The sequence below is a fragment of the Pseudomonas sp. GW821-FHT05D12 genome (genome assembly GCF_059419825.1).
The window spans coordinates 136553-159578 of record NZ_JBWKSN010000004.1; the positions used below are offsets into that span (position 1 = coordinate 136553).

The window sequence follows — 23026 nt, forward strand, 5'->3', positions numbered from 1 at the left end:
AGGCTGCATGCCGTTGATTCAAGCTATTCGCGACAGCTGGGGGTGGGTCGGCATTGATCCCGTCGAGGTCGTCGGGACCACCGCCTTTGGCAATGTGATGATCAAGGATTCGCAGGGACGCTATTGGCGGCTGTGTCCTGAAGCGCTTTATTGCGAGGTTATTGCGCAGACGCGTGCCGTGCTGGACGAGGTTTCCAGGGATCAGGCATTTTTGCGCGACTGGTATCTGCAACCCATGGTGGAGCAGGCCGAGGAGGCCCTGGGGCCGTTGGCGCCTGGCCAGGTTTATCATTGGGTTATTTCGCCGGTATTGGGCGGCGAGTACGTTATCGACAATGTGCGATGCCTGGATCATGTTGAGCAGCTTCGGTTCTGCGGTGATCTGGCACGGGAGATAAAGGATTTGCCCGACGGTGCCCAGTTGAAGCTCAGGCTTGTCGACTAGTCATTGAAAAAAGGCAGCGTTCCATCGACGTCCAGGGTGTGGCTGAATGGCCCCTCGGCGGCTTGCTGAACCCTCCCTGAAGAATCCTCTTATCCACCTTGCGGAAGCTTTCCTACGGTTTACTCCCGCGTAAACGGGGCGTAAGCTTCGCGCGTTTTCATCAATAGCGGAGACCCTCAGTGGGTACTTGTTCGAGTGACAGTAGTCGGCCGGTTTCGGTAACCGGCACATACTTGGCAAGGTAACGCGCATTTTCCTGATGCCGTTGTCTCGCCAACAAAGCGAGAAGCGGCTTCCCGACAGCAGCCAGTCCTGGCGCCTGTCCGATCCCTCTCATCGACGCTGACCAGCACCTGACTGACCTCGGGATGCTACGGACGCGCCTGCCTTTTTGCGGCAGGCGGGCCGAGCTGACTGTGCCTGTAGAACGGGCAGGGTGCAGCCGGTCGTACCTGCCTGCAGGTTTCCTCGCGCAGGAGTTACACCATGAGACTCATTCTGCTCAAAGCGTTGTTTGCCGGTTTCCTGCGGAATCGGCACATCGCCCGGTATTTCCGTCGCCTGCCGCTGATCTGCTGGCGTATATGGCGCTGATCCAGGCGGTGAAAGGCTTCTACATCCGTAAATTTGGCTGGCAGTAACGGTGCTATCGCTGGCAAGCCAGCTCCTGCAGGCGCTGGCGTTCAAGGAGATTTTTTATGCAAGCAATCAACAACATCAACCTCAATTCGCTGATCGACACTTTGGTCAGCCTCACCGCCGCGTTCATCCTCGGCGGCCTGATCGGTTTCGAGCGTCAGTACCGCCAGCGCACGGCGGGCCTGCGCACCAACGTGCTGGTGGCGGTGGGCGCGGCGATTTTCGTCGACATGGCCAACCGCCTGGGCGGCGCAGAAGGCGCGGTGCGGGTGGTGGCGTACGTGGTCTCGGGGATCGGTTTTCTCGGCGCGGGTGTGATCATGCGCGAAGAAGGCAATGTGCGCGGGCTCAACACCGCCGCCACGCTCTGGGCGTCGGCGGCGGTGGGGGCCTGTGCCGGCGCCGACCTGATCCTCGAAGCGTTGCTCGGCACGCTGTTTGTGCTGGCGGCCAATACCTTGCTGCGGCCGATCGTCAACAACATCAACCGCCAGCCGCTGGATGTGGTGTCGGCGGAGGTCACCAATATCCTCTATGTCATCGCCCGGCGTACCCAGCAGAAAGCCGTGCTCGCACTGCTGGAAGCCGAATTGGCGCGTTGCAACTACCCGGCCAGTGATGTCGATGTGCGGCCTTTCGGCACTGACGAAGTCGAAATCGAAGCCACCCTGGCGGTGACCTCGGTGGACGGTGACGAGCTGGATGCCCTGGTGGCGCGCATTTCTCTGTCGACCCTGGTGGTGCAGGCCTTCTGGAGCCCAAGCACCACGGAGTAGTACGCGGACGTCAGACTTTGCCTTGTTCAATACGGACTATGCTACTGAGAGGAAAAGTCCTACAAGTATTCGAGACTATCCCTTCATTTGAAACCACACGCCATTGTTAAGGTTGCGCGCTTGCGCCTATTTAGGAACCCAGGCGCAGCTTTACGTTTTCATCGTGTTTTTCAAAAGGAGAGGCCCGTACTGCCTGAAGTGTCACGCAGAGTACTCAGCACCGTTTGTCGGAACTGTTACTTTTCACAGGTAGATAGGACTCACGTGATATGTAAGCGTACTGATCCTCCCAGGGGAGTCTTATGAGCAACAAAGCTTTAATTGTGGATGATCACCCGTTTATACGCGCCACCGTCAAGCACCTGCTGAAGCAGGAGGGCTTCGACGCCATCTTCGAAGCAGGTAACGGCGCGGATGCCATGCAGGTTGCCCGTGAGGAGCGTCCGGACCTTGTCATTCTCGACCTGGCAATGCCCAAGCTCGGTGGGTTGGAGGTGATCAGTCGGATTAAAGCCTTGGACCTGCCTTGCAAGATACTGGTACTGACTTCGTACCTGGCCGTGTTCTTTTCTACCCGTTGCATGCGTGCCGGTGCCATGGGGTTTGTCGCCAAGACCGGCGAACTCGACGAGCTGCAGAAGGCCATCAGGGCAATCAGGTCCGGCTACAGTTGCTTTCCGAGCCTGCCTACCAGTTCGGTGCGTCGCGACGACCTGCAATCCACCGAGCAGGAGTTGGTGGAGGCGCTGTCCGATCGCGAGCTGACGGTATTGCAAAAACTGGCCCTGGGCCTGGGTAACAAGGAGATTGCCGAGGACATGCTGTTGAGTCACAAAACCATCAGTACCTACAAGACGCGGCTCAAGGAGAAACTACGTATGTCCTCGGTGGTGCATCTGTCCAAGTTCGCGCAGCGCAATCACCTGATCTGAAATGAACCCCTCACGGTTGATCAAGCTCATGGTCATCCTGCTCGTGGGGATGTTGCCTGCGGCGGTGATGGCCGTGGATGCACCGCAAAGCCTGCGGCTACTCGGCCACTCAACCCTTGAACCCACCAGCGTGATGCTCGATGAAGCCGACTGGCGCTGGCTGCGCGAGCAGCGCACATTGATCATCGGAGTCTCGGCGCCGGATTACGCGCCCTTTGACCTGAGTAACAACAAGCAAGAACTGGAAGGCATCACCGCCGATTATGCGGCGCTGATCGGCCAGGCGCTGAATATCGCGGTCACGGTTCGGCGCTACGACACGCGCGATGAAGTTATCGACGCCCTCAAGAGCGGCGCGGTGGATTTTCTCGGCTCGGCCAACGGTTATGAGTTCGCCGACCCGCAGTTGGTGCTATCGCGCTCCTACGCCAATGATCAACCCGTGCTGGTGACGCGCGCGGGTGACAACCTTGCATTGAATGCCGATCTGGCGGGCAGGCGCGTGGCGATGCTCTACCACTACATGCCGCCCGACGCCGTCCAGGCGTTCTACCCCCAAGCGCAGTTGCAGTTGTTTGGCTCGACCTTCGAGGCCATCGGCGCCGTCGCGTTTGGCCAGGCGGATGTGTACCTCGGGGATGCCATCAGCACCCGCTACCTGATCAACAAGAACCATCTCAATAATGTGCGCATGGCGGATTTTTCGGCCATGGAAGCCAACCCGTTCGGGTTCGCCCTGCGCAAGGAAAACACACGCCTGCTGAGGATCATCAACGCCGCGCTGGCCGCTGTTCCCGCCAACCAGCAGATGGAAATCCTGCGCCGTTGGAGTGCCGGTGGTATTGGTTTTCCCGAGGCCGACCGGCTGCGCTTGAGCGTCAATGAGCAGCGCTGGCTGGAGAAGCATCCGCGGGTAAAAGTGGCGGTGGTCGACAAGTTCGTGCCGCTATCGTTTTTCAATGAGAAGGGCGAGTTCGAAGGCCTGAGCGCCGAGGTGTTGTCGCGGATCAGCCTGCGTACGGGCCTTAAGTTCGACATCGAGCAGGGCACTTCACTGCCGCGCCTGGTTGACGCGGTCAGCACCGGGCGCGTCGACATGCTGGCGGCCGTGACGCCCAGCATCGAGCGGTCGGAGAAGATCCGCTTTACCCGGCCCTACCTGTCAAACCCCTATGCCCTGGTGGTGTCCGCGGACAATGAGCGCGTGATCACCCTGGAGGACATGCCCGGCAAACGCCTGGCGGTGGTCAGCGGCAACAGCCTCGCGATGCAGATTGCCGAGGACTACCCAGGCGTGGTGTTTGTCGAAGTCGAGAACACCGAGCAGGCCATGGCGTTGGTGGCCAAGGGCACCGTGGAGGCGACCGCGGTGTCGTTGATCAGCGCGCGCTACATGATCGCGCGCAATTACCGTGAACGCCTGCGCATCACCAGCACGGTCGGCCGGGAGCCGGCGCGTTTTACCCTGGGGGTCAACCGCAGTGAACTGGAGTTGTATTCGATCCTCGACAAGGCATTGCTGAGCATTACCCCCGAAGAGATGGACGAGCTGACCAACCATTGGCGCAGTGAAATCATCCTCGAAGACAGCTACTGGCTGCGGCACCGCAACGTGATTATCCAAGGCTTCGCCCTTGCCGCGCTGCTGCTGTTGGTCGCCCTGGGCTGGGTGTTCTACCTGCGTAACCTGATTCGCAAGCGCGCCCAGGCGGAGCGGGCCTTGAGCGACCAGATGCGCTTTATGAGCGTGCTGATCGACGGCACTCCGCACCCGATCTACGTGCGCGATCGCCAAGGCCGCTTGATGGCGTGCAACAACGCCTACCTCGATGTCTTCGGCTTCAAGCTCGAAGACGTCATTGGCAAGACCGTGGTGGAGACCGACACCGGCAACCCTCCCCAGGCCCAGTCGTTCCATGCCGATTACCTGCGCTTGATGGAGCAGGGCGAACCGCAGATCCATGACCGCGTGTTGAAGATTCCCGGTGGCGGGGTGTTGACCATCTACCAGTGGATGCTGCCCTACCGGGATAGCAACGGCGGCGTCGTGGGCATGATTGCCGGCTGGGTCGATGTCAGCGAGCGCCAGCGCTTGCTGGGCCAATTGCAGGAAGCCAAGGAGGAGGCCGACGCAGCCAACCGCGCGAAGACCACCTTCCTGGCCACCATGAGCCATGAGATACGCACGCCCATGAACGCTGTGATCGGCATGATCGAGCTGGCCCTGGAAAACGCCCAGCAGGGGCGTGCCGACCGCGCCGCGCTGGAGGTGGCCTCGGTGGCGTCGCACAGCATGCTGGAGTTGATCGGCGATATTCTCGACATTGCGCGGATTGAATCCGGCCACCTGTCACTGGCCCTGGAGCCCGCCAATCCGCACGAGCTGCTAGCCTCGGTGGCACGGGTATTTGAAGGGTTGGCGCGCGACAAGGGCCTGGTGTTGCAAGTGGAGCTCGACCCGCTGATCGACCATGCGGTGTTGATCGACCCGCTGCGCTTCAAGCAGGTGGTGTCCAATCTGTTGGGGAATGCGATCAAGTTCACCACCAGTGGTCAGGTACGCGTGGGGGCCCAGGGGGCATTGGTCGGCGATCAACTAGACCTGCGGCTATGGGTGGAGGACACCGGCATTGGCATCAGCGCTGTCGATCAGCAGCGCTTGTTCAACCCCTTTATCCAGGGCAGCAATAACGAACAGTCGGCACGCAGTGGTTCTGGCCTTGGACTGGTCATCAGCCGCAACCTGTGCGAGATGATGGGCGGGCAATTGCACTTGAGCAGCGTGCTGGGCAAGGGCACGCGGGTGGATGTGACGCTGTCGCTGGAAATGACCACCCGCGTGCCGGATGCATTGCCCGTCTTGCCCGTTCCGACGGCCCGGGCGTTGAGCATCCTGGTGGTGGATGACTACCCGGCCAACCGCCTGCTGCTGGCTCGCCAGTTGAGCTTCCTGGGGCACCGCATCACCACCGCCGATGACGGTGCCCAAGGCTTTGCCTTGTGGCAGGCCGGGCAGTTCGATGGGGTGATCACCGATTGCAATATGCCCTTCAAGGATGGGTATACGTTGGCGCGGGATATTCGTGCCCAGGAGCGTCAGCGCGGGCTCACGCCATGCCTGTTGCTGGGCTTCACCGCCAATGCGCAGCCACAAGAAACCGAACGCTGCCGACAATCCGGCATGGATGGCTGCCTGTTCAAGCCTACCGGGCTTGAAGACTTGCGCGCCGCGTTGGCATCGCGCGCGGTCGGCGGGGTGACACAGGCGGTCGAACCGACGTTTGATTTGAGTACGCTGATCGCGCTGACCGGTAGCGATAAGGTCGCGCTGAACGAGTTGCTGACGCCGTTACTCGACAGCCTGGAGGAAGATCGCGCCTGGCTGGGTGTTGAGCAAAATCGCACGGACTTCGCCAGGCTGCATGACCTGGCCCATCGCGTCAAAGGTGGCGCACGCTTGGTCAAGTCTCAGGTGTTGATCGCCAGCTGCGAGACCTTGGAAGACCTGTGCGAGCGGCGCGAAGGCGAGGCGTTGGACGCAGCAGTGCAGGCGGTTGAACGGGCTATCGCAGGCTTGCAACACAGCCTCGGGCAGTACTGCAATCAGGCGTGACCGAGGTAGACAGCCATTCGGTGCATTTGGGACAACTCCTACATGAAGGGGGAACATGCCTGATTTTGTCTTCGGGATATGTCTGGAAAATGGGCGACGCTCACTGACGAGCGCTGCCAGCCCAGGGGTTTGCCATGCCGAACAAAGCACTGACCATCCTGATTGCCGATGAACAGCACCTGCAACGGTTGTACATCGAAAAAATGCTCAATCAGTTGGGGTACCACCGGATCGTGCCGGTACAGACCTTCGAAGAAGTCCAGATACTCACCGCCATTCCGGCCGAACCCTTTGACGTGCTGATCATCAATGCGGGGCTGACGCTGCACAGCTGCGGGCCCCAGCCCCAGGTACGCCACGTGCTGGTCTACGACCACCTCGACCTGGGCGCACCTGCCGGCGCAACACCGGCGGTGCTGGTACGGCTGCCCGGCGTACCGGACAACGTCAACCTCGAACATTTCATGGACATCATCGACCCACCCGCAGCCACGGCGGGCCTGCGGGTATTGCCCTGGTTGCGCGAGTTATCCCGCGCACGGGTGGCCGGCGCCTAGTCCCACTTCGGCGCGATGCCCTTGGGGCTGGTCAAGCGATGGCCGCGCTCCAGGCCGGCAATCTGTTCCATGTCGGCAGCACTCAAGGTCAGTTGCAGGGCCTTGAGGTTGCTTTCCAGGTTGGCGCGTTTGGTCGAGGAGGGGATCACGGCGTACCCGAGTTGCATGGCCCAGGCCAGCGTCACTTGGGCCGGGGTGGCTTGATGGCGCTCGGCGATCTGCTGGATCACCGGGTCCTTGAGCACTTCGCCGTAGGCCAGGGTCATGTATGAGGTGATCTGGATACCGTGGGCGCTGGCGAACTCCGCCACCTTGCGATTTTGCAGGTAGGGGTGCAGTTCGATCTGGTTGGTCGCGATGTGCTCGGCGCCGACCGCTGCGATGGCCTGTTTCATCAGGTCAATGGTGAAGTTGGAAATACCGATCTGGCGCGTCAGGCCCTGGCGCTTGGCTTCCAGCAACTGGCTCATGAATTCGGCGACGGGAACCTGGTCTTCCGGCGACGGCCAGTGGATCAGGGTCAGGTCCAGGTAGTCGGTCTGGAGCTTGCGCAGGCTCTCCTTGAGGCTCGGGATCAACTGGCCTTCGGCGAAGTTGGCGATCCAGATCTTGCTGGTGATGAACAGCTCATCACGGGGCACACCGCTGTCGGCGATGGCCTGGCCGACGTCAGCTTCGTTCTCGTAGATCTGCGCCGTGTCGATGACGCGGTAGCCCAGTTCCAGGCCGGTGCTGACGGAATCAATCACCACCTGGCCCTGCAGGCGGAAAGTGCCGAGGCCGAAGGCGGGTACATTGGACGTGGGGATAGACATCAGTAACTCCTGAAGAGGTGTGAACAATGGAGTCGAGTATCCGCCCGTCGTTCCTTCGGAAAAACCGTCGAATCCGAAAAGGACTCTTTACCGCAGGTCACGAATGGGCCTGGCCTAAAATGTCGGCGGCGTAATCACCCAGATCACCACCGTCTCCACCTTGCCGGGGTTGCCATACCGATGCGGTTCGCTGCTGGCAAAGCTGAAGCTGTCACCAGCCGCCAGCAGGAAGTGCCGCTCTCCCACCCACAGCTCGAACTGTCCGCGCAACACATAGCCGGCTTCTTCGCCTTCATGGCTGTAGCTCTGCTGGCTGTAGGTGCCCGGTGGGAAACTCGATTGCAGCATTTCCAGTTGATGGTTGGGCAGGGGCGTCAGCAACTGGTCGACGATGCCGTCTTCATAGTGGATGCTCTGGCGATTGTCCTTGCGCACCACGTAGCCTGCGTCTGCCGGTGCGGGCGTGGTCTCGCTGGCGAAGAACCATTGGATCGTCACCCCCAGGCTGCGAGCGATGTTGAACAGTGCCGGAATCGACGGGTACGCCAGGTTGCGTTCCAGCTGGCTCAGGTAGCCGGCGGTCAGTTCGCTGGCCTCTGCCAGGGCGGTCAAGGTCATGCCGCTGGCCTTGCGCAAACCACGGATGCGGGTGCCGAGAAACAGTTGCTGGGGTTGGTCGTTCACAGGTTCCATGCCACCTTGAGTCCTTCGTAGATCGCCTCTTCGGCGGTGCGCGGCGCCAGGCAGTCGCCGATCCGGTCAAACGGCACCAGGCCCTGCAGCTGCGCGCCGAGAGTGTCCACCGGCTGGTGGCCCTGGCACAACACCAGCGTGTCGATATTCTCCAGCAGCATGGGCTCGCCGCTGGCGGTGTGTTGCAGGTACACCGTGGTGTCGTCGCAGCCGTACAAGCGCGCATACGGGATGATCGGAATGCCCAGCCGGTGCAGCTCGCCGGCCAGTTGATCACGCACATACAGCGGCAGATTCTCGCCACAGTGCGTGCCATTCACCGCCAGTTGCACCTGATGCCCGGCGCGCACCAGGCGCTCGGCAATGCCGGGGCCGATCCAGTCGCAACGCCAGTCGACCACCACCACCGAACGCCCCAGGGGTACTGCGTCGCGCAGCACCTGCCAGGCATCCACCACCTGCAGTTCGCCGCCTTGCTCGAAGGCCGGCCAATAGGGTTCGGCGCCGGTGGCAATGATCACGTGGTCGGGTTGCTCGCGCTCCACCAGCGCGCGGTCGACGCGGGTGTTGCGCAGCACCTGCACCCCGGCCAGTTGCATCTCGCGCTGCAGGTTGGTGCTGGCGCCACCGAACTCACTGCGCCGTGGCAGCAATTGCGCCAGCAGCACTTGCCCGCCCAACTGGGCGCTGGCCTCGTAGAGCGTCACGGCATGCCCGCGTTGCGCCGCGACCGCTGCGGCTTTCATACCCGCCGGACCACCGCCCACGACCATGATGCGCTTGCGCTTGAGTGTCGCTTGCACCTCGCCGAATTGCAGCTCGCGGCCGGTCTCGGGATGCTGGATGCACGAGATCGGCAAGCCCTTGTGAAAGTGACCGATGCAGGCCTGGTTGCAGGCGATGCACGCGCGCACATCTTCGACGCGCCCGTCGAGAGTCTTGGCGGGCATCAGCGGGTCGCAGATCAATGCGCGGGTCATGCCGCACACATCGGCCTGGCCGCGCGCGAGGATCAATTCGGCTTCCTGGGGCTGGTTGATGCGCCCGGTGACGAACAGCGGAATCGACAGGCTGGCCTTGAACGTCGCGGCCTCATCGGCGAGGTACGCGGCGGCAATCGCCATGGGCGGCACGATGTGGATTGCACCGCCCAGCGAGGCCGACGTGCCTGCGACGATATGCACGTAGTCGAGCTGGGACTGCAGGCTCTGCACGGCTTCCAGGGATTCGCTTTCGGTGAGCCCTTCGGCATCGCGTTCATCGGCAGAAATGCGCAGGCCGATGATGAAGTCCGCGTCGGTAGCCGCGCGCACGGCGGCGAGGATTTCCGTCAGGAACCGCAGCCGTTGCTCAAGCGCCCCGTTGTAGCCATCGCTGCGCCGATTGACCCGCGGGTTGAGAAACTGCGCCGGCAGGTACCCATGGCTGGCGACCACTTCGACGCCGTCGATCCCGGCCTGATGCAGACGCCTGGCAGCGGCAGCGTAACCCGCGACAATCTCATCGATCATCGCTTGGTCCAACGCACGCGGCATCACCCGGAAGCGTTCATTGGGCACCCCCGAGGCCGAGTAGGCGACCGCCAGCAGGCCATCCGCCGACTCCATGATTTCCCGCCCGGGATGAAAGATCTGCGACAGCACCACGGTGCCATGGGCATGGCAGGTTTCGGCCAGCTCGCGGTAGCCCTCGATGCACGCATCGTCGGTGGCCATCAACACATGGGAGGTGTACCGCGCGCTGTCATGCACCCCGGCCACCTGCAGCACAATCAGGCCGACACCGCCTTCGGCACGCGCACGGTGGTAGGCGATCAATGGCGGGTTGACCCGGTTATCGGTGGGCATCGAGGTGTCATGACCGCTGGACATGATGCGGTTTTTCAGGCGTTTGCCCCGCAGTGCCAGGGGCTCGAACAGGTGCGGGAAAGCAGAGGGCGACATGGTGCGGGTACTCCAGGCGCTGTTATTGTTATTTTTCTATAGGAGGCTGCCGCCAGTAAAAAATCAACTTGTTTTTTTACTGGTGTCTGGATTAGCGTCGCCTTCACCCACCCCGTGCCCGGAGAATAAAAATGCCTTACTCCACCGAACAGCACCTGCGCGAAGAGCTTGCGGCGTGTTATCGATTGATCGCGCACTACCGCATGAGTGACCTGATTTTCACGCATATCTCGGTGCGCATTCCCGGGCCCGAGCATCACTTCCTGATCAATCCCTACGGGCTGATGTTCGATGAAATCACCGCCTCCAGCCTGGTGAAGATCGGCCTCGACGGGCGCGCGGTCGAGCCGTCGTCGCATGCGGTCAACCCGGCCGGCTTTGTGATTCACAGCGCGATCCATGGCGCCCGCGAAGATGCCCACTGTGTGCTGCACACCCACACTCGCGCAGGCTGCGCGGTGGCGGCGCTGGCGTGCGGGCTGTTGCCGGTGAACCAGATTTCCATGGAGTTCTACGGCAAGGTTGCCTACCACGACTACGAAGGCGTGGCCCTGGACATGGACGAGCAGCAACGCCTGGTGCGCGACCTCGGCGACAAGCCGGTGCTGATGCTGCGCAACCACGGTTTGCTGACGGTAGGCGCAACCGTCAGCCAGGCATTCCTGCGCATGTACTACCTGGAGAAAGCCTGCGACATCCAGATCGCCGCCCAGGCCTGTGGCCCACTGGTACTGCCATCCGCCGAGGTCTGCCAGTACACCGAACAGCAATTCAACAACCCCGGCCGGCCGCTGGAGGAGGGCGAGTTGGTTGACCTGGATGCGATGCAACTGGCGTGGGCGGCGTTGCTGCGCATGTTGGATCGAGTGTCGCCGGGCTACCGCGACTGATGTAGAGTCGTGCAGCCGACTCAACCGAAGGACACCGCGCCATGACCCAGGAAACCCGTTTCTCCCGGATGGAGCCGGAATTGCGCAAGGCCAATCTGGTCCAGGCGACCCTGACTTGCCTCAAGCGTGACGGGTTCCAGGGCGCCTCGATCCGCAAGATCAGCGCCGAGGCCGGGGTCTCCGTCGGGCTGATCAGCCACCACTACTCGGGCAAGGATGAGTTGGTGGCCGAGGCCTATCGCACCATCACCGGCCAGGTCATGAGCCTGCTGCGCGAGACCATGGCCAAGGCGCCGCCCAACCCTCGGGAGCGTTTGTCGGCGCTGTTTCGGGGCTCGTTTTCCGCCGAGTTGCTCGACCCGCAGTTGCTGGACGCGTGGCTGGTGTTCTGGGGCGCGGTGAAGACGGCGCCGGCGATCAACCTGGCCCACGAACACTCCTACGGCGAATACCGCACCATCATGCGTTCGGCCCTGACCGACATGGCCCGCGAAGAAGGGTGGGAGCAGTTCGACGCCGACCTCGCGGCCATCGGCCTGAGCGCCTTGCTCGATGGGTTGTGGCTGGAGTCGGGGCTCAACCCCGGCACGTTCACCCCGGAGCAGGGGATCCAGATCTGCGAAGCCTGGGTCGACGGCCTGCAATCTGGCGGTCGCAAGCGTTACCAGCTCAAACCCTGAGCCTTCCTCGCCGCCCTGGACGCAAGGTCCTGGGCGGTTTTTCCGGCACTGAAAAAATTTAAGATTTGCCGATTGCCTCCTTACTGAACACTCGTTTAGTATCGCCCCATGTCGCACCCCTCACGCCAAATAAAATAATTCGAGGAAGCCATGACTACCGATTCGTCCGTGCTCACCCACGTGCAGGCAGGCGTTGCCTGGATCACCCTCAACCGAGGGCCGCAGCGCAATGCGCTGGACATCCCGACCCTCAAGCACCTGCACAGCCTGCTCGACGCGTTCAATCGCGACCCGGCCGTGCGTGTGGTGGTGTTGACCGGCAGCGGCCGCAGCTTCTGCGCCGGCGCGGACCTCGCCGAGTGGGCTGACGCCGAAGCACGCGGCGCCCTGGAAACCTACGGCTGGACCGAAACCGCCCACGCCCTCATGACCCGCCTGCACAGCCTCGACAAACCCACGATTGCCGCGATCAACGGCACCGCCGTCGGCGCCGGCATGGACCTGACCCTGTGCTGCGACCTGCGCGTAGCGGCCCAGTCGGCGCGCTTCAAGGCCGGCTACACCAGCATGGCGTATGCGCCGGACGCCGGTGCCAGCTGGCACTTGCCACGCCTGATCGGCAGCGAACAGGCCAAGCGCCTGCTGTTCCTTGATGAGCTGTGGAGTGCCGACCGCGCCCTGGCAGCCGGCCTGGTCGGTGAAGTGGTCGCCGATGAGCAACTGCATGCCCACACCCTCGAACTGGCGACCCGCCTGGCCAACGGCCCGACCTTCGCCTTCGCCCAGACCAAAACCCTGATCCGCGATGGCGCCGACCGCAGCCTGCCCGAGCAACTGCAAGCCGAACTGGCCGCCGGCCTGTTATGCGGACGCAGTGCCGATGGCGCCGAAGCCCTGCGCGCGTCCATGGAAAAACGCCTCCCGACATTCTGCGGCAAATAACAACAACGACACCCCCGAGCAGGTAGCGCCATGAATTTCCAACTCAGCCAAGAACAAGACATGTTGGTGGACGCGGTACGCAGTTTTGTTGCCAAGGAATTGTTGCCCCACGAGGAGGCGGTGGACCGCGCCGACGAGGTTTCACCGGAGCTGGCCGCGCAGATCCGCGACAAGGCCATCGCTGCCGGCTTCTATGCCTTCAACATGCCGGAAGAGGTCGGTGGTGGTGGCCTCGACTACTTGTCGCAGGCGTTGATCGAACGGGAATTGTCCAAGGTGTCGTGGGCCCTGCATGTGTTTGTCGCGCGCCCGTCGAAAATCCTCATGGCCTGCACCGGCGCGCAGATCGGCGACTATCTGCTGCCGTGCGTGCAGGGCAAGAAAATCGACTGCTTCGCGCTGACCGAACCCGGTGCCGGTTCGGACGCCAACGCGATCAAGACCCGCGCCGTGCGCCACGGCGACGACTTCGTGATCAACGGCAGCAAGCACTTCATCAGCCATGCCGGGCACGCCGATTTCGCCATTGTGTTTGCCGTCACTGACACCTACGAGCACAACGGCCGCCAGCGCAATGCGGTGACTTCATTCCTGGTCGACCGTGGCACGCCGGGCATGACCATTCGCCGGGGCCCCAAGTGTGTGAGCAACCGCGGTTACCACACCTACGAAATGTTCTTCGACGACTGCCGCGTGCCAGCCTCCAAGGTGCTCGGCGAAGTGGGCAAAGGCTGGGACGTGGCCAATGCCTGGCTCACCGCCGGGCGCGTGATGGTCGCCGCCAACTGCGTCGGCCAGGCCCAGCGTGCGCTGGAGGTGTCGCTGCAATGGGCAGCGGATCGCAAGCAGTTTGGCCAGCCCATCGGCACTTATCAGGGCGTGAGCTTCAAACTCGCCGACATGGCCACGCAGATACGCGCGGCTGAACTGCTGACCCTGCACACCGCCTGGAAAATGGATCAGGGCAGCATGACCGACGGCGAGGCCGGCATGGCCAAGCTGTTTGCCAGCGAAACCCTGGGCAAGGTCGCCGACGAGGCCGTGCAGATTTTCGGTGGCATGGGCTTGATGGACGAAGGGCCGGTGGAGCGCATCTGGCGCAACGCGCGGATCGAACGGATCTGGGAAGGCACTTCGGAAATCCAGCGCCATATCATCGCCCGTGAACTGTTGCGACCGCTGTTGCGCTGATCGGCGCGGAGAACGCTTATGTCCCAGGCTATTCGCGACAATCTCAAGCGCCTGCTGGCGCCCCGGCACCTGGCTTTTGTCGGCGGGCGCAGCATGGCCCGCGCCCTCAAGCGCTGTGCCGACGACGGGTTTACCGGGCCGATGTGGCTGGTCAACCCGCAGCATGACAGCCTCGACGGCATCCCCTGTGTGCGCCGCGTCGCGGACCTGCCGTGCGGCCCGGATGCGGTATTCATTGCCACCAACCGTGAACTGACATTGACCTGTGTTGCTGAACTGGCCGCCATCGGCACCGGCGGCGCGATCTGCTACGCCTCCGGCTTTGCCGAAACCGGCGCCAGTGGAGCGGCGCTGCAGCAGCAGTTGTTGCACGCCGCTGGCGAGATGGCCTTGCTCGGTCCCAACTGCTACGGCCTGCTCGACTACCTGCACAGCGCCGCCCTGTGGCCGGTGGCCCACGGCGGCAAAGCGGTGGAGAAGGGCGTGGCGGTGCTGACCCAGAGCGGCAACTTCGCCTACAACCTGTCGATGAGCGACCGCTCGTTGCCGGTGGCCTACATGGCCTCGGTCGGCAACCAGGCGCAATTGGGCGTGGCCGAATTGATGGACGTATTACTCGATGAGCCGCGCGTGACCGCCATCGGTCTGCACCTGGAGGGTTTGAAGAATGTCCCGGGGTTCGCCCGCGCTGCGCACAAGGCGCTGGAGAAGGGCATCCCGATCATCGCGTTGAAAACCGGCGTGTCGCAGATCGGGGCCGAACTGGCGTTGAGTCATACCAGTTCGCTGTCCGGCTCCGACACACTGTACGACAGCCTGTTCACCCGGCTCGGGGTGATCCGCGTGAGTGGGCCGGTGAGTTTTGTCGAGACCTTGAAAGCCGCAGCGTGCGGCAATCTGCCGGCCGGCAACCGCCTGATCGCGCTGGCCTGTTCCGGTGGCGACGCGGGACTGATCGCCGACTACGCCGAGCGCAACCAACTGGCCTTGCCGACACTCGACGAAGACCAGCGCGCAGAGCTGGCGCAGGTGCTGCCCAGCTACGCCAACCTGGTCAACCCGCTGGACTTCACCACCGCCATCTGGGGTGACCGCGAAGCCCTCGACACGATGCTCGATACCGCCCTGCGCACGGAGGCCGATGCCGCCATGCTGGTGCTGGACTACCCGGCCGAATTCACTGGCGAACGCAAGGAATGCGACCTGCTGCTCGGGCTGTTTTGCGACGCGCTCGACCGGCATGGCAAGACCGGGTTTGTCACCTCGGCGTTTCCCGAATTGCTGCCGGCCCATGCCCGCGAGCGCTTGCATGCCCACGGCATTGCTGCGCTGCAAGGCGTGGAGGATGCACTCGCGGCCTGGGGGCGGATCGCCGAGTATCAGCACAATCGGCGGACCTTGCTGGCGCGCGGCGAGTCGAGCCTCGTGCCGCTGTGCCCGCAACCCCTGCAAGGCCAGGGCCTGGCCCTGGATGAGTGGGCGTCCAAGCAAGCCTTGCGCGTGTTCGGCCTGAACACGCCGGCTGCGGTATTGAGTACACCGGGACGCGCGATTGCCGACGCCGATGTGCTGGGCTACCCGTTGGTGCTCAAGGCGGTCAGCACGCAGTTGCCGCATAAAACCGAGGCCGGTGCCGTCGCCTTGAACCTGCAGGATGGTGTGGCGCTGACGTCTGCGTTGGCGCTGATGCGCGGGCAGATCGCCGCGTATGCGCCCGGTGTAGCGTTTGACCAACTGCTGCTGGAGTCCATGGCGACCCCGCCGTTGGCCGAGCTGATCGTGGGTATCAAGCGCGAGAATGACTTCGGCCTGGCCCTGGTGATCGGCGCTGGTGGCATCCTCGTGGAACTGCTCAAGGACAGTCGCAGCCTGCTGCTGCCGACCACTGACGATGCGATCCGCCACGCCGTGCTCAGCTTGCGCAGCGCCGCGTTGCTGCAGGGCTTTCGCGGGCGCGAAATGGCGGATCTCGACGCGCTGGTCGCGGCCATCCGTGCGGTGGCCGACTACGCCTGCGCCAACGCCGCGCAATTGCTGGAGTTGGATGTGAACCCATTGCTGGTCAACGCCCACGGCGCCACGGCGGTCGACGCGTTGATTCGTCTAGGAGATCAACATGCACGATAAAACCTTGACCGGCGGCCAGGCCCTGGTGCGGTTGCTGGCCAACTATGGCGTCGATACCGTCTTCGGGATTCCCGGAGTGCACACCCTGGAGTTGTACCGCGGCTTGCCCGGCAGCGGCATTCGCCATGTACTCACCCGCCATGAACAGGGCGCGGGCTTTATGGCCGATGGTTATGCGCGGGTCAGCGGCAAGCCGGGCGTGTGCTTTGTGATCACCGGGCCCGGCGTGACCAACGCCGCAACCGCCATCGGCCAGGCCTACGCCGACTCGATCCCGCTGCTGGTGATTTCCAGCGTCAACCACACCGCCAGCCTCGGCAAGGGCTGGGGCATCTTGCATGAGACCCAGGACCAGCGCGCGATCACGGCGCCGATCACGGCGTTCTCCGCCGTGGCCTTGAGCACCGAGGATTTGCCCGAACTGGTGGCGCGTGCTTATGCGGTGTTCGACAGTGAGCGGCCACGGCCGGTGCACATTTCGGTGCCGCTCGACGTGTTGGCCGCGCCGATCCAGAGAGATTGGAGCAATGAGGTCGTACGCCGCCCAGGGCGCGGTTTGCCCTCGGCGGAAGACCTTGACCAAGCGGCGGCAAAACTCTCGGCGGCCAAGCGCCCGATGATCATCGCCGGCGGCGGCGCGCTGGCCGCCGGCGAGGCGTTGCAGCGCTTGAGCACACAACTGGCGGCGCCGTTTTTCAGCAGTGTCGCGGGTAAGGGCCTGTTGCCGATCGGGCATCGGCTGAATGCCGGCTCGACCTTGTGCGTCGAACCTGGTTGGCAATTGATCAGCGAGGCCGACGTGGTGCTCGCGGTCGGCACGGAAATGGCCGACACCGACTATTGGCGCGAGCGTTTGCCGCTGAACGGCGAGCTGCTGCGCGTGGACATCGACCCGCGCAAATTCAATGATTTCTACCCGTGTGCCGTCGCGCTGAAAGGCGATGCCCAACAGACGGTGCAAGCCCTGCTGCAACGGTTACCGCCGGCACCGCGCGACGCTGCAGCGGCGGCCAGATCAGTGGCGGCGGTGCTGCAGGCCATCGAGTCCGGACACGGTCCGTTGCAATCGATCCACCAGGCGATTCTCGAGCGCATCGAGGCCGAATTGCCGACGAATGCGGTGATCAGCAGTGACATGACCCAACTGGCCTACACCGGCAACTACGCCTACCGCAGCCGGGCCCCGCGCAGTTGGCTGCACCCCACGGGCTACGGCACCTTGGGCTACGGCTTGCCGGCCGGCATCGGCGCCAAGTTCGGCGCGCCGCAGCGGCCCGGCCTGGTGCTGGTGGGTGATGGCGGCTTTCTCTACACCGCGCAGGAATTGGCGACGGCGGTGGAAGAACTGGACAGCCCGTTGGTGGTGCTGCTGTGGAACAACGACGCCCTCGGCCAGATCCGCGACGACATGCTCGACCTGGAGATCGAACCGATCGGCGTGCTGCCGCGCAACCCTGATTTTGCCTTGTTCGCCCAGGCGTTCGGCTGCACGGTGAACCAGCCCCAGAACCTGGATGCATTGCAGACGGACTTGCGCAACGCCTTCAAACGCAACGGCGTGACCTTGATCGAGCTGAAACATGCCTGTGCCTGTTGATCTTTAGAGGAGCAAGACCATGAGCGAAAACAACAACAAAATGACTCAAGCGATGCACCGACGGGACTTCCTCAAACACAGCGCCGTGGCCGGTGCGGTGGCGGCGGCGTTTTCCCTGGGTCTGCCGCTGCACGCGTTGGCCCAGGACGCGACGCCCAAGCCCGGCGGCGTGCTGCGCCTGGGCCTGGCCGGAGGCAGCACCACTGATTCGCGCGACCCCGGTTCCTGGGTCGACACCTTCACCTTTGTCGGCTTCTCGGCGGTGTACAACACGCTGACCGAAATCGCCGTCGACGGCAGCGCGATTCCCGAACTCGCCGAGCGCTTTGAATCGACCCCGGATGCGCGCGTGTGGACCTTTCACCTGCGCCCCGGCGTGACCTTCCATAACGGCAAAAGCCTGAGCGCCGAAGACGTGGTGGTGTCGATCAATCATCACCTGAGCAAGGACTCCACGTCGGCCGCCAAGACCGTACTCGGCGACGTCGCCAGCGTCAGCGCCCAGGGCAATGATGCGGTGGTGTTCGAGCTGCACTCGGGCAACGCCGACTTTGCCTACGTGGTTGCCGATTATCACCTGGTGATCATGCCCGCCAAGGATGGTGCCGCCGACTGGAAGGCCGGCGTAGGCACCAGCGGCTACCGCCTGAAAAGCTTCGAGCCGGGTGTGCGCATGGACCTGGAGCGCAACCCCGACTACTGGAAACCCGGTCGCGCGCATTTCGCCAGCGCCGAGTTGCTGGCCATCGCCGACGGTGCCGCGCGGGTCAATGCGCTGGTCACCGGGCAGGTCGATGTGATCAACAAGGTCGACCTGAAAACCGTGGCTCTGCTCAAGCGCAACGCCAATCTGGTGATCGAAGAAACCAAGGGCGCGCAGCACTACACCTTCCCGATGCTGTGCGACAGCAACGAATTCAAGAACAACGACATTCGCATGGCGATGAAGCACGCGATCAATCGCGAAACCTTGCTCGCCTCGGTGCTGTACGGCTACGGCCTGGTGGGCAACGACCACCCGATCCAGCCCGGCAGCCGCTTTATCAACACCGCCCTGGAGCAACGCACCTACGATCCGGACAAGTCGCGCTTCTACCTGCGCAAGGCCGGGGTGGAGTCGCTCAAGGTCCGCCTGCAGGCGTCGGACGCCGCCTACACCGGCGCAGTGGACGCCTCGGTGTTGTTCAAGGAGCAGGCGCGCCAGGCCGGTATTGACATCGACGTGGTGCGCGAACCGGCCGACGGGTTCTTTTCCAACGTGTGGATGAAGCAGCCGTTCACCACTTCGTTCTGGTACAGCAGCCTGACCGCCGACCGCATGTTCAGCATCGGCTACGCCAAGGGTGCGGCGTGGAACGAGACCCACTGGGACAACCCGCGCTTCAACCAACTGCTGACCGCCGCCCGTGGCGAGATGAACGCCCCGTTGCGCCAGGAGATGTACAACGAAATGCAGGCCCTGTGCCGGGATGATGGCGGGGCCATCGTGCCGCTGTTTGCCAGTTCGGTGGCGGCGCGTTCGAACCGCGTGGCGCACGGTGCGCAGACCGCGCCGTATGGCGAGTTGGATGGGCTGAGGCTGATCGAGCGGTGGTGGCAGGCGTGAATACTTCAGAAACGCCACAAACCAAATGTGGGAGCGGGCTTGCTCGCGAATGCGCTGGGTCAGTCTCTATCTGTATTGGCTGACACACCGCTTTCGCGAGCAAGCCCGCTCCCACATTGGACATTTGTCGCCTTCGAGAACATGTCCAACTCATGAGAACCGAACATGAATAGCTTATTCAAACTGGTGCTCCAACGCCTGGCCCTCGGCCTGCTGTCTTTGTTCGCCGTGTCGGTGATCATCTTTCTCGCCGTGGGCATGCTCCCGGGGGATATCGCCCAGGCCATGCTCGGCCAGTCCGCCACGCCGGAGACCGTAGCGGCGTTTCGCGCGCAACTGGGCCTGGATCTGCCGCCGCTGACGCGCTTCGCGCACTGGCTGCTGCGTCTGCTGCACGGTGATCTCGGCGCTTCGCTGGCCAACCAGCGACCCATTGCCGAGTTGATCGGCGCGCGCCTGGGCAACACCTTGAGCCTGGCCGCGTTGGCGGCGTTGGTCTCGGTGCCGACGGCGCTGGTGCTGGGGATGCTGGCGGCGTTGTACCGCAACAGCTGGTTCGATCGCCTGCTCAACACCTCGGCGTTGAGCGCGGTGTCGTTCCCGGAGTTCTTCGTCGCGTACCTGTTAATCCTGGTGTTCTCGGTGAAGCTGGGGTGGTTTCCCAGCCTGTCCAACCTGGCCCCGGATGCCAGTTTCGGCACCATTCTCGAACGCTCGGTGTTACCGGTGGCCACCCTCAGCCTGGTGGTGATTGCGCAGATGATGCGCATGACCCGCGCCTCGCTGATCAACCTGCTGGCCAGCCCGTATATCGAGATGGCGCGCCTGAAGGGCATCCGTCAGTCGCGGATTATCTGGCGGCACGCGCTGCCCAATGCGCTGGCGCCCATCGTCAATGTGGTCGCGCTGAACCTGGCGTACCTGGTGGTGGGCGTGGTGGTGGTCGAAGTAGTGTTCGTGTACCCGGGCCTCGGCCAGTTGCTGGTGGACTCGGTGTCCAAGCGCGACATTCCGGTGGTGCAGGCCTGCAGCCTGATCTTCGCCGCCACTTATATCCTGCTCAATACCGGGGCGGACGTGTTGTCCATCGCCAGCAACCCACGCCTGATGCATCCGAAGGGGTAGACCATGAGCCTGTTGAGCCAAGTGGCCCGGGCGCCGTTGAGCGCCAAGTTCGGCCTGCTGATCATTGTGTTGTACATCGTGGTGGCGGTGTTTGCGCCGCTGCTGGCGCCCTACGGCGAAACCCAGGTGGTGGGCGAGGGTTTTGCGCCGTGGAGCGGCCAGTTCCTGCTGGGCACCGATAACCTGGGGCGCGACATGTTCAGCCGCCTGGTGTACGGCGCGCGCAATACCCTGGGCATCGCATTCCTGACCACGACCCTGGCGTTTCTGCTCGGCGGCCTGTGTGGTTTGGTCGCCGCGATCAAGGGCGGCTGGATCGACCAGGGCTTGTCGCGGGTGGTGGACATTCTCATGGCGATCCCGCAGCTGATCTTTGCCTTGCTGATTCTCAGCGTGGTGGGCACCAACGCCACCTCGCTGGTGCTGGTGATTGCGCTGCTGGATTCGACGCGGGTGTTTCGCCTGTCCCGCGCCGTGGCGATGACCGTGGTGGTGCAGGACTTCGTCGAGGCTGCCCGCCTGCGCGGCGAAGGCCTGTGGTGGCTGGTCACCCGCGAAGTGCTGCCCAACGCCGCCGCACCGTTGATTGCCGAATTCGGCCTGCGCTTCTGCTTTGTATTCCTGTTTATCAGCGCGCTGTCGTTCCTCGGCCTGGGCATCCAACCGCCCACCGCCGATTGGGGCAGCATGGTCCGCGACAACGCGGTGTTGATCACCTTCGGCGATATCAGCCCGTTGCTGCCGGCCCTGGCAGTGGCGTTGATCACCGTCAGCGTGAATTTTGTCGTCGACTGGATGCTGCATAAATCCAGCGGCCTGAAGGAGTGTTGAGGATGGACAAGCCCTTGTTGGAAATCCGCAACCTGCAGATCGAGGGGCATTACGAGGACGCCTGGCATCCGCTGATCAAGGGCATCGACCTGACCTTGCAGCGCGGCGAAGTGCTGGGGCTGATTGGCGAGTCGGGGGCGGGCAAATCGACCCTCGGGCTGGCCGCCATGGGCTATGCGCGCGACGGTTGCCGCATCACGGGCGGCTCGGTGTGTTTTGACGGCATTCAACTGCTGCAGGCCAAGCCCGAAGCGCTGCGCAAGTTACGCGGCTTGCGCATTGCCTATGTCGCGCAAAGTGCGGCCGCGTCGTTCAACCCGGCGCATCGGCTGATCGACCAGCACGTCGAAACGGCGGTGATCAACGGCGGTATCAACCGTGCCCAGGCCGAGCGCGAAGCGGTGGAGTTGTACCGCGTGCTGCGCCTGCCCAACCCGCAGACCATCGGCCAACGTTATCCCCATCAGGTTTCCGGCGGCCAGCTGCAACGGGTGATGACCGCGATGGCGATGGCGTGCCACCCCGACCTGATCATCTTTGACGAACCCACCACCGCCCTCGACGTCACCACGCAGATCGAAGTCCTCGCGGCGATCCGCGATGCGGTGAAAACCTTCGGCAGCGCCGCGCTGTATATCAGCCACGACCTGGCGGTGGTCGCGCAGATGGCCGACCGCATCATGGTGCTGCGCCACGGCAAGCTGGTGGAAGAGGCCGACACCCGCAGCATGCTCAGCCAGCCGCAGCAGGACTACACCAAGTCGCTGTGGGCAGTGCGCAGCTTTCGCACCGAGCCCAAGCCGTGCCCGGTACAGGAGCAGCCGCTGCTGGATGTGCGCCAGGTGTGCGCCAGCTATGGCCATCAACCGGTGCTGCAGGAGGTGTCGATGAAGCTGTATCGCGGCCAGACCCTGGCGGTGATCGGCGAGTCCGGCAGCGGCAAGAGCTCCACCGCGCGCCTGATCACCGGCTTGCTCCCGGCCACGAGCGGGCAGGTGCTGTATGACGGCGAGGCGTTGCCGGTGGACTTTCGCCAGCGCAGCAAGGAGCAGTTGCGGCGCATCCAGATGATCTACCAGATTCCCGATACCGCGCTGAACCCGCGCCAGCGCATCGTCGACATCATCGGCCGGCCGCTGACGTTTTACCTGGGCCTGAAAGGCAAGGCCCTGCGCGCGCGGGTCGCCGAGCTGCTGGAAATGATCGAGCTGGACCCGGCCACCTACATGGAGCGCCAGCCGCGAGAGTTGTCCGGCGGGCAGAAGCAGCGCATCTGCATCGCCCGCGCCCTGGCGGCCGACCCGCAATTGATCATCTGCGATGAGGTCACCTCGGCCCTCGATCAACTGGTGGCCGAGGGCGTGTTGAAACTGCTCAACCGCCTCCAGCAGCAACTCGGCGTGGCCTACCTGTTCATCACTCATGACGTTGCCACCGTCCGCGCGATTGCCGATGAAGTGGTGGTGATGCAGCGGGGCAGGGTGGTGGACCAGGGCAGCCGCAGCGCGATTTTCACCCCGCCGTACCAGGACTACACCGGCCTGTTGTTTTCATCCGAACCTGCGATGGACCCGGACTGGCTCGATCACTTGCTGGCCCAACGGGCGGCGCCCACTGTTTGAGG

The 23026-nt window shown here is 63.3% G+C and carries 18 protein-coding genes; 15 read left to right on the forward strand and 3 right to left on the reverse strand.

Annotated features, from left to right (window positions below; translation table 11 throughout):
- Window positions 1-7: 7 nt before the first annotated feature.
- The 5 genes from AC07SI_RS08690 (at window position 8) to AC07SI_RS08710 (ending at window position 6962) form a co-directional block, all read left to right on the forward strand.
- Entirely contained in the window at window positions 8-445 is a 438-nt protein-coding gene (locus AC07SI_RS08690; protein ID WP_495005551.1) for a T6SS immunity protein Tdi1 domain-containing protein, read from the forward strand.
- Window positions 446-1143: 698 nt separating this feature from the next.
- Window positions 1144-1860 (forward strand): MgtC/SapB family protein, encoded by a 717-nt coding sequence (locus tag AC07SI_RS08695; protein WP_065905570.1) that lies wholly within the window; start codon window positions 1144-1146, stop codon window positions 1858-1860.
- Window positions 1861-2162: 302 nt separating this feature from the next.
- Window positions 2163-2792 carry a response regulator gene (locus AC07SI_RS08700; RefSeq protein WP_495005552.1) on the forward strand — a complete coding sequence of 210 codons (630 nt, stop codon included), beginning with the start codon at window positions 2163-2165 and terminating at the stop codon, window positions 2790-2792.
- 1 nt (window position 2793) lies between these two features.
- The gene (locus AC07SI_RS08705) at window positions 2794-6405 is read left to right on the forward strand and encodes a transporter substrate-binding domain-containing protein (protein ID WP_495005553.1); all 3612 of its coding nucleotides are present in this window, start codon (window positions 2794-2796) and stop codon (window positions 6403-6405) included.
- 134 nt (window positions 6406-6539) lie between these two features.
- A complete protein-coding gene (locus AC07SI_RS08710; RefSeq protein ID WP_065905573.1) occupies window positions 6540-6962 on the forward strand; it encodes an ANTAR domain-containing protein in 423 nt (140 codons plus the stop codon).
- On the opposite strand, the gene dkgB is transcribed toward AC07SI_RS08710, so the two are convergent.
- The 3 genes from dkgB to AC07SI_RS08725 form a co-directional block, all read right to left on the reverse strand.
- Window positions 6959-7777: a 2,5-didehydrogluconate reductase DkgB gene (dkgB, locus tag AC07SI_RS08715; RefSeq protein ID WP_106804478.1), complete on the reverse strand. Its 819-nt coding sequence runs from the start codon at window positions 7775-7777 to the stop codon at window positions 6959-6961. The two genes, AC07SI_RS08710 and dkgB, sit on opposite strands and share 4 nt — an antisense overlap.
- Before the next feature lie 114 nt (window positions 7778-7891).
- Entirely contained in the window at window positions 7892-8470 is a 579-nt protein-coding gene (locus tag AC07SI_RS08720; RefSeq protein WP_065905575.1) for a cupin domain-containing protein, read from the reverse strand.
- Window positions 8458-10413 carry an oxidoreductase gene (locus AC07SI_RS08725; RefSeq protein ID WP_495005554.1) on the reverse strand — a complete coding sequence of 652 codons (1956 nt, stop codon included), beginning with the start codon at window positions 10411-10413 and terminating at the stop codon, window positions 8458-8460. Before AC07SI_RS08725 ends, AC07SI_RS08720 begins: the two co-directional genes overlap by 13 nt.
- A 131-nt stretch (window positions 10414-10544) precedes the next feature.
- Between AC07SI_RS08725 and AC07SI_RS08730 the strand changes: the two genes are divergently transcribed.
- From AC07SI_RS08730 to AC07SI_RS08775, 10 genes are all read left to right on the forward strand, one after another.
- On the forward strand, window positions 10545-11303 hold the full coding sequence (locus AC07SI_RS08730; RefSeq protein WP_495005555.1) for a class II aldolase/adducin family protein: 759 nt from the start codon (window positions 10545-10547) through the stop codon (window positions 11301-11303).
- A 41-nt stretch (window positions 11304-11344) separates the two neighbouring features.
- Window positions 11345-11983 (forward strand): TetR family transcriptional regulator C-terminal domain-containing protein, encoded by a 639-nt coding sequence (locus tag AC07SI_RS08735; RefSeq protein WP_065905578.1) that lies wholly within the window; start codon window positions 11345-11347, stop codon window positions 11981-11983.
- A 150-nt stretch (window positions 11984-12133) separates the two neighbouring features.
- Entirely contained in the window at window positions 12134-12925 is a 792-nt protein-coding gene (locus tag AC07SI_RS08740) for an enoyl-CoA hydratase/isomerase family protein (RefSeq protein ID WP_262134731.1), read from the forward strand.
- A gap of 30 nt (window positions 12926-12955) precedes the next feature.
- Window positions 12956-14116 carry an acyl-CoA dehydrogenase family protein gene (locus tag AC07SI_RS08745; protein WP_065905580.1) on the forward strand — a complete coding sequence of 387 codons (1161 nt, stop codon included), beginning with the start codon at window positions 12956-12958 and terminating at the stop codon, window positions 14114-14116.
- An 18-nt stretch (window positions 14117-14134) separates the two neighbouring features.
- Window positions 14135-16243, forward strand: a complete 2109-nt coding sequence (locus AC07SI_RS08750; protein ID WP_495005556.1) for an acetate--CoA ligase family protein — start codon at window positions 14135-14137, stop codon at window positions 16241-16243.
- Window positions 16233-17840, forward strand: a complete 1608-nt coding sequence (locus AC07SI_RS08755; protein ID WP_495005557.1) for a 5-guanidino-2-oxopentanoate decarboxylase — start codon at window positions 16233-16235, stop codon at window positions 17838-17840. Before AC07SI_RS08750 ends, AC07SI_RS08755 begins: the two co-directional genes overlap by 11 nt.
- 19 nt (window positions 17841-17859) lie before the next feature.
- Window positions 17860-19446, forward strand: coding sequence for an ABC transporter substrate-binding protein (locus AC07SI_RS08760; protein WP_495005558.1), 1587 nt, complete (start codon window positions 17860-17862; stop codon window positions 19444-19446).
- A gap of 165 nt (window positions 19447-19611) precedes the next feature.
- Window positions 19612-20571 (forward strand): ABC transporter permease, encoded by a 960-nt coding sequence (locus tag AC07SI_RS08765; protein WP_065905584.1) that lies wholly within the window; start codon window positions 19612-19614, stop codon window positions 20569-20571.
- 3 nt (window positions 20572-20574) lie between these two features.
- A complete protein-coding gene (locus tag AC07SI_RS08770; RefSeq protein WP_065905585.1) occupies window positions 20575-21402 on the forward strand; it encodes an ABC transporter permease in 828 nt (275 codons plus the stop codon).
- 2 nt (window positions 21403-21404) lie between these two features.
- A complete protein-coding gene (locus tag AC07SI_RS08775) occupies window positions 21405-23024 on the forward strand; it encodes an ABC transporter ATP-binding protein (RefSeq protein ID WP_106804471.1) in 1620 nt (539 codons plus the stop codon).
- Window positions 23025-23026 lie beyond the last annotated feature (2 nt).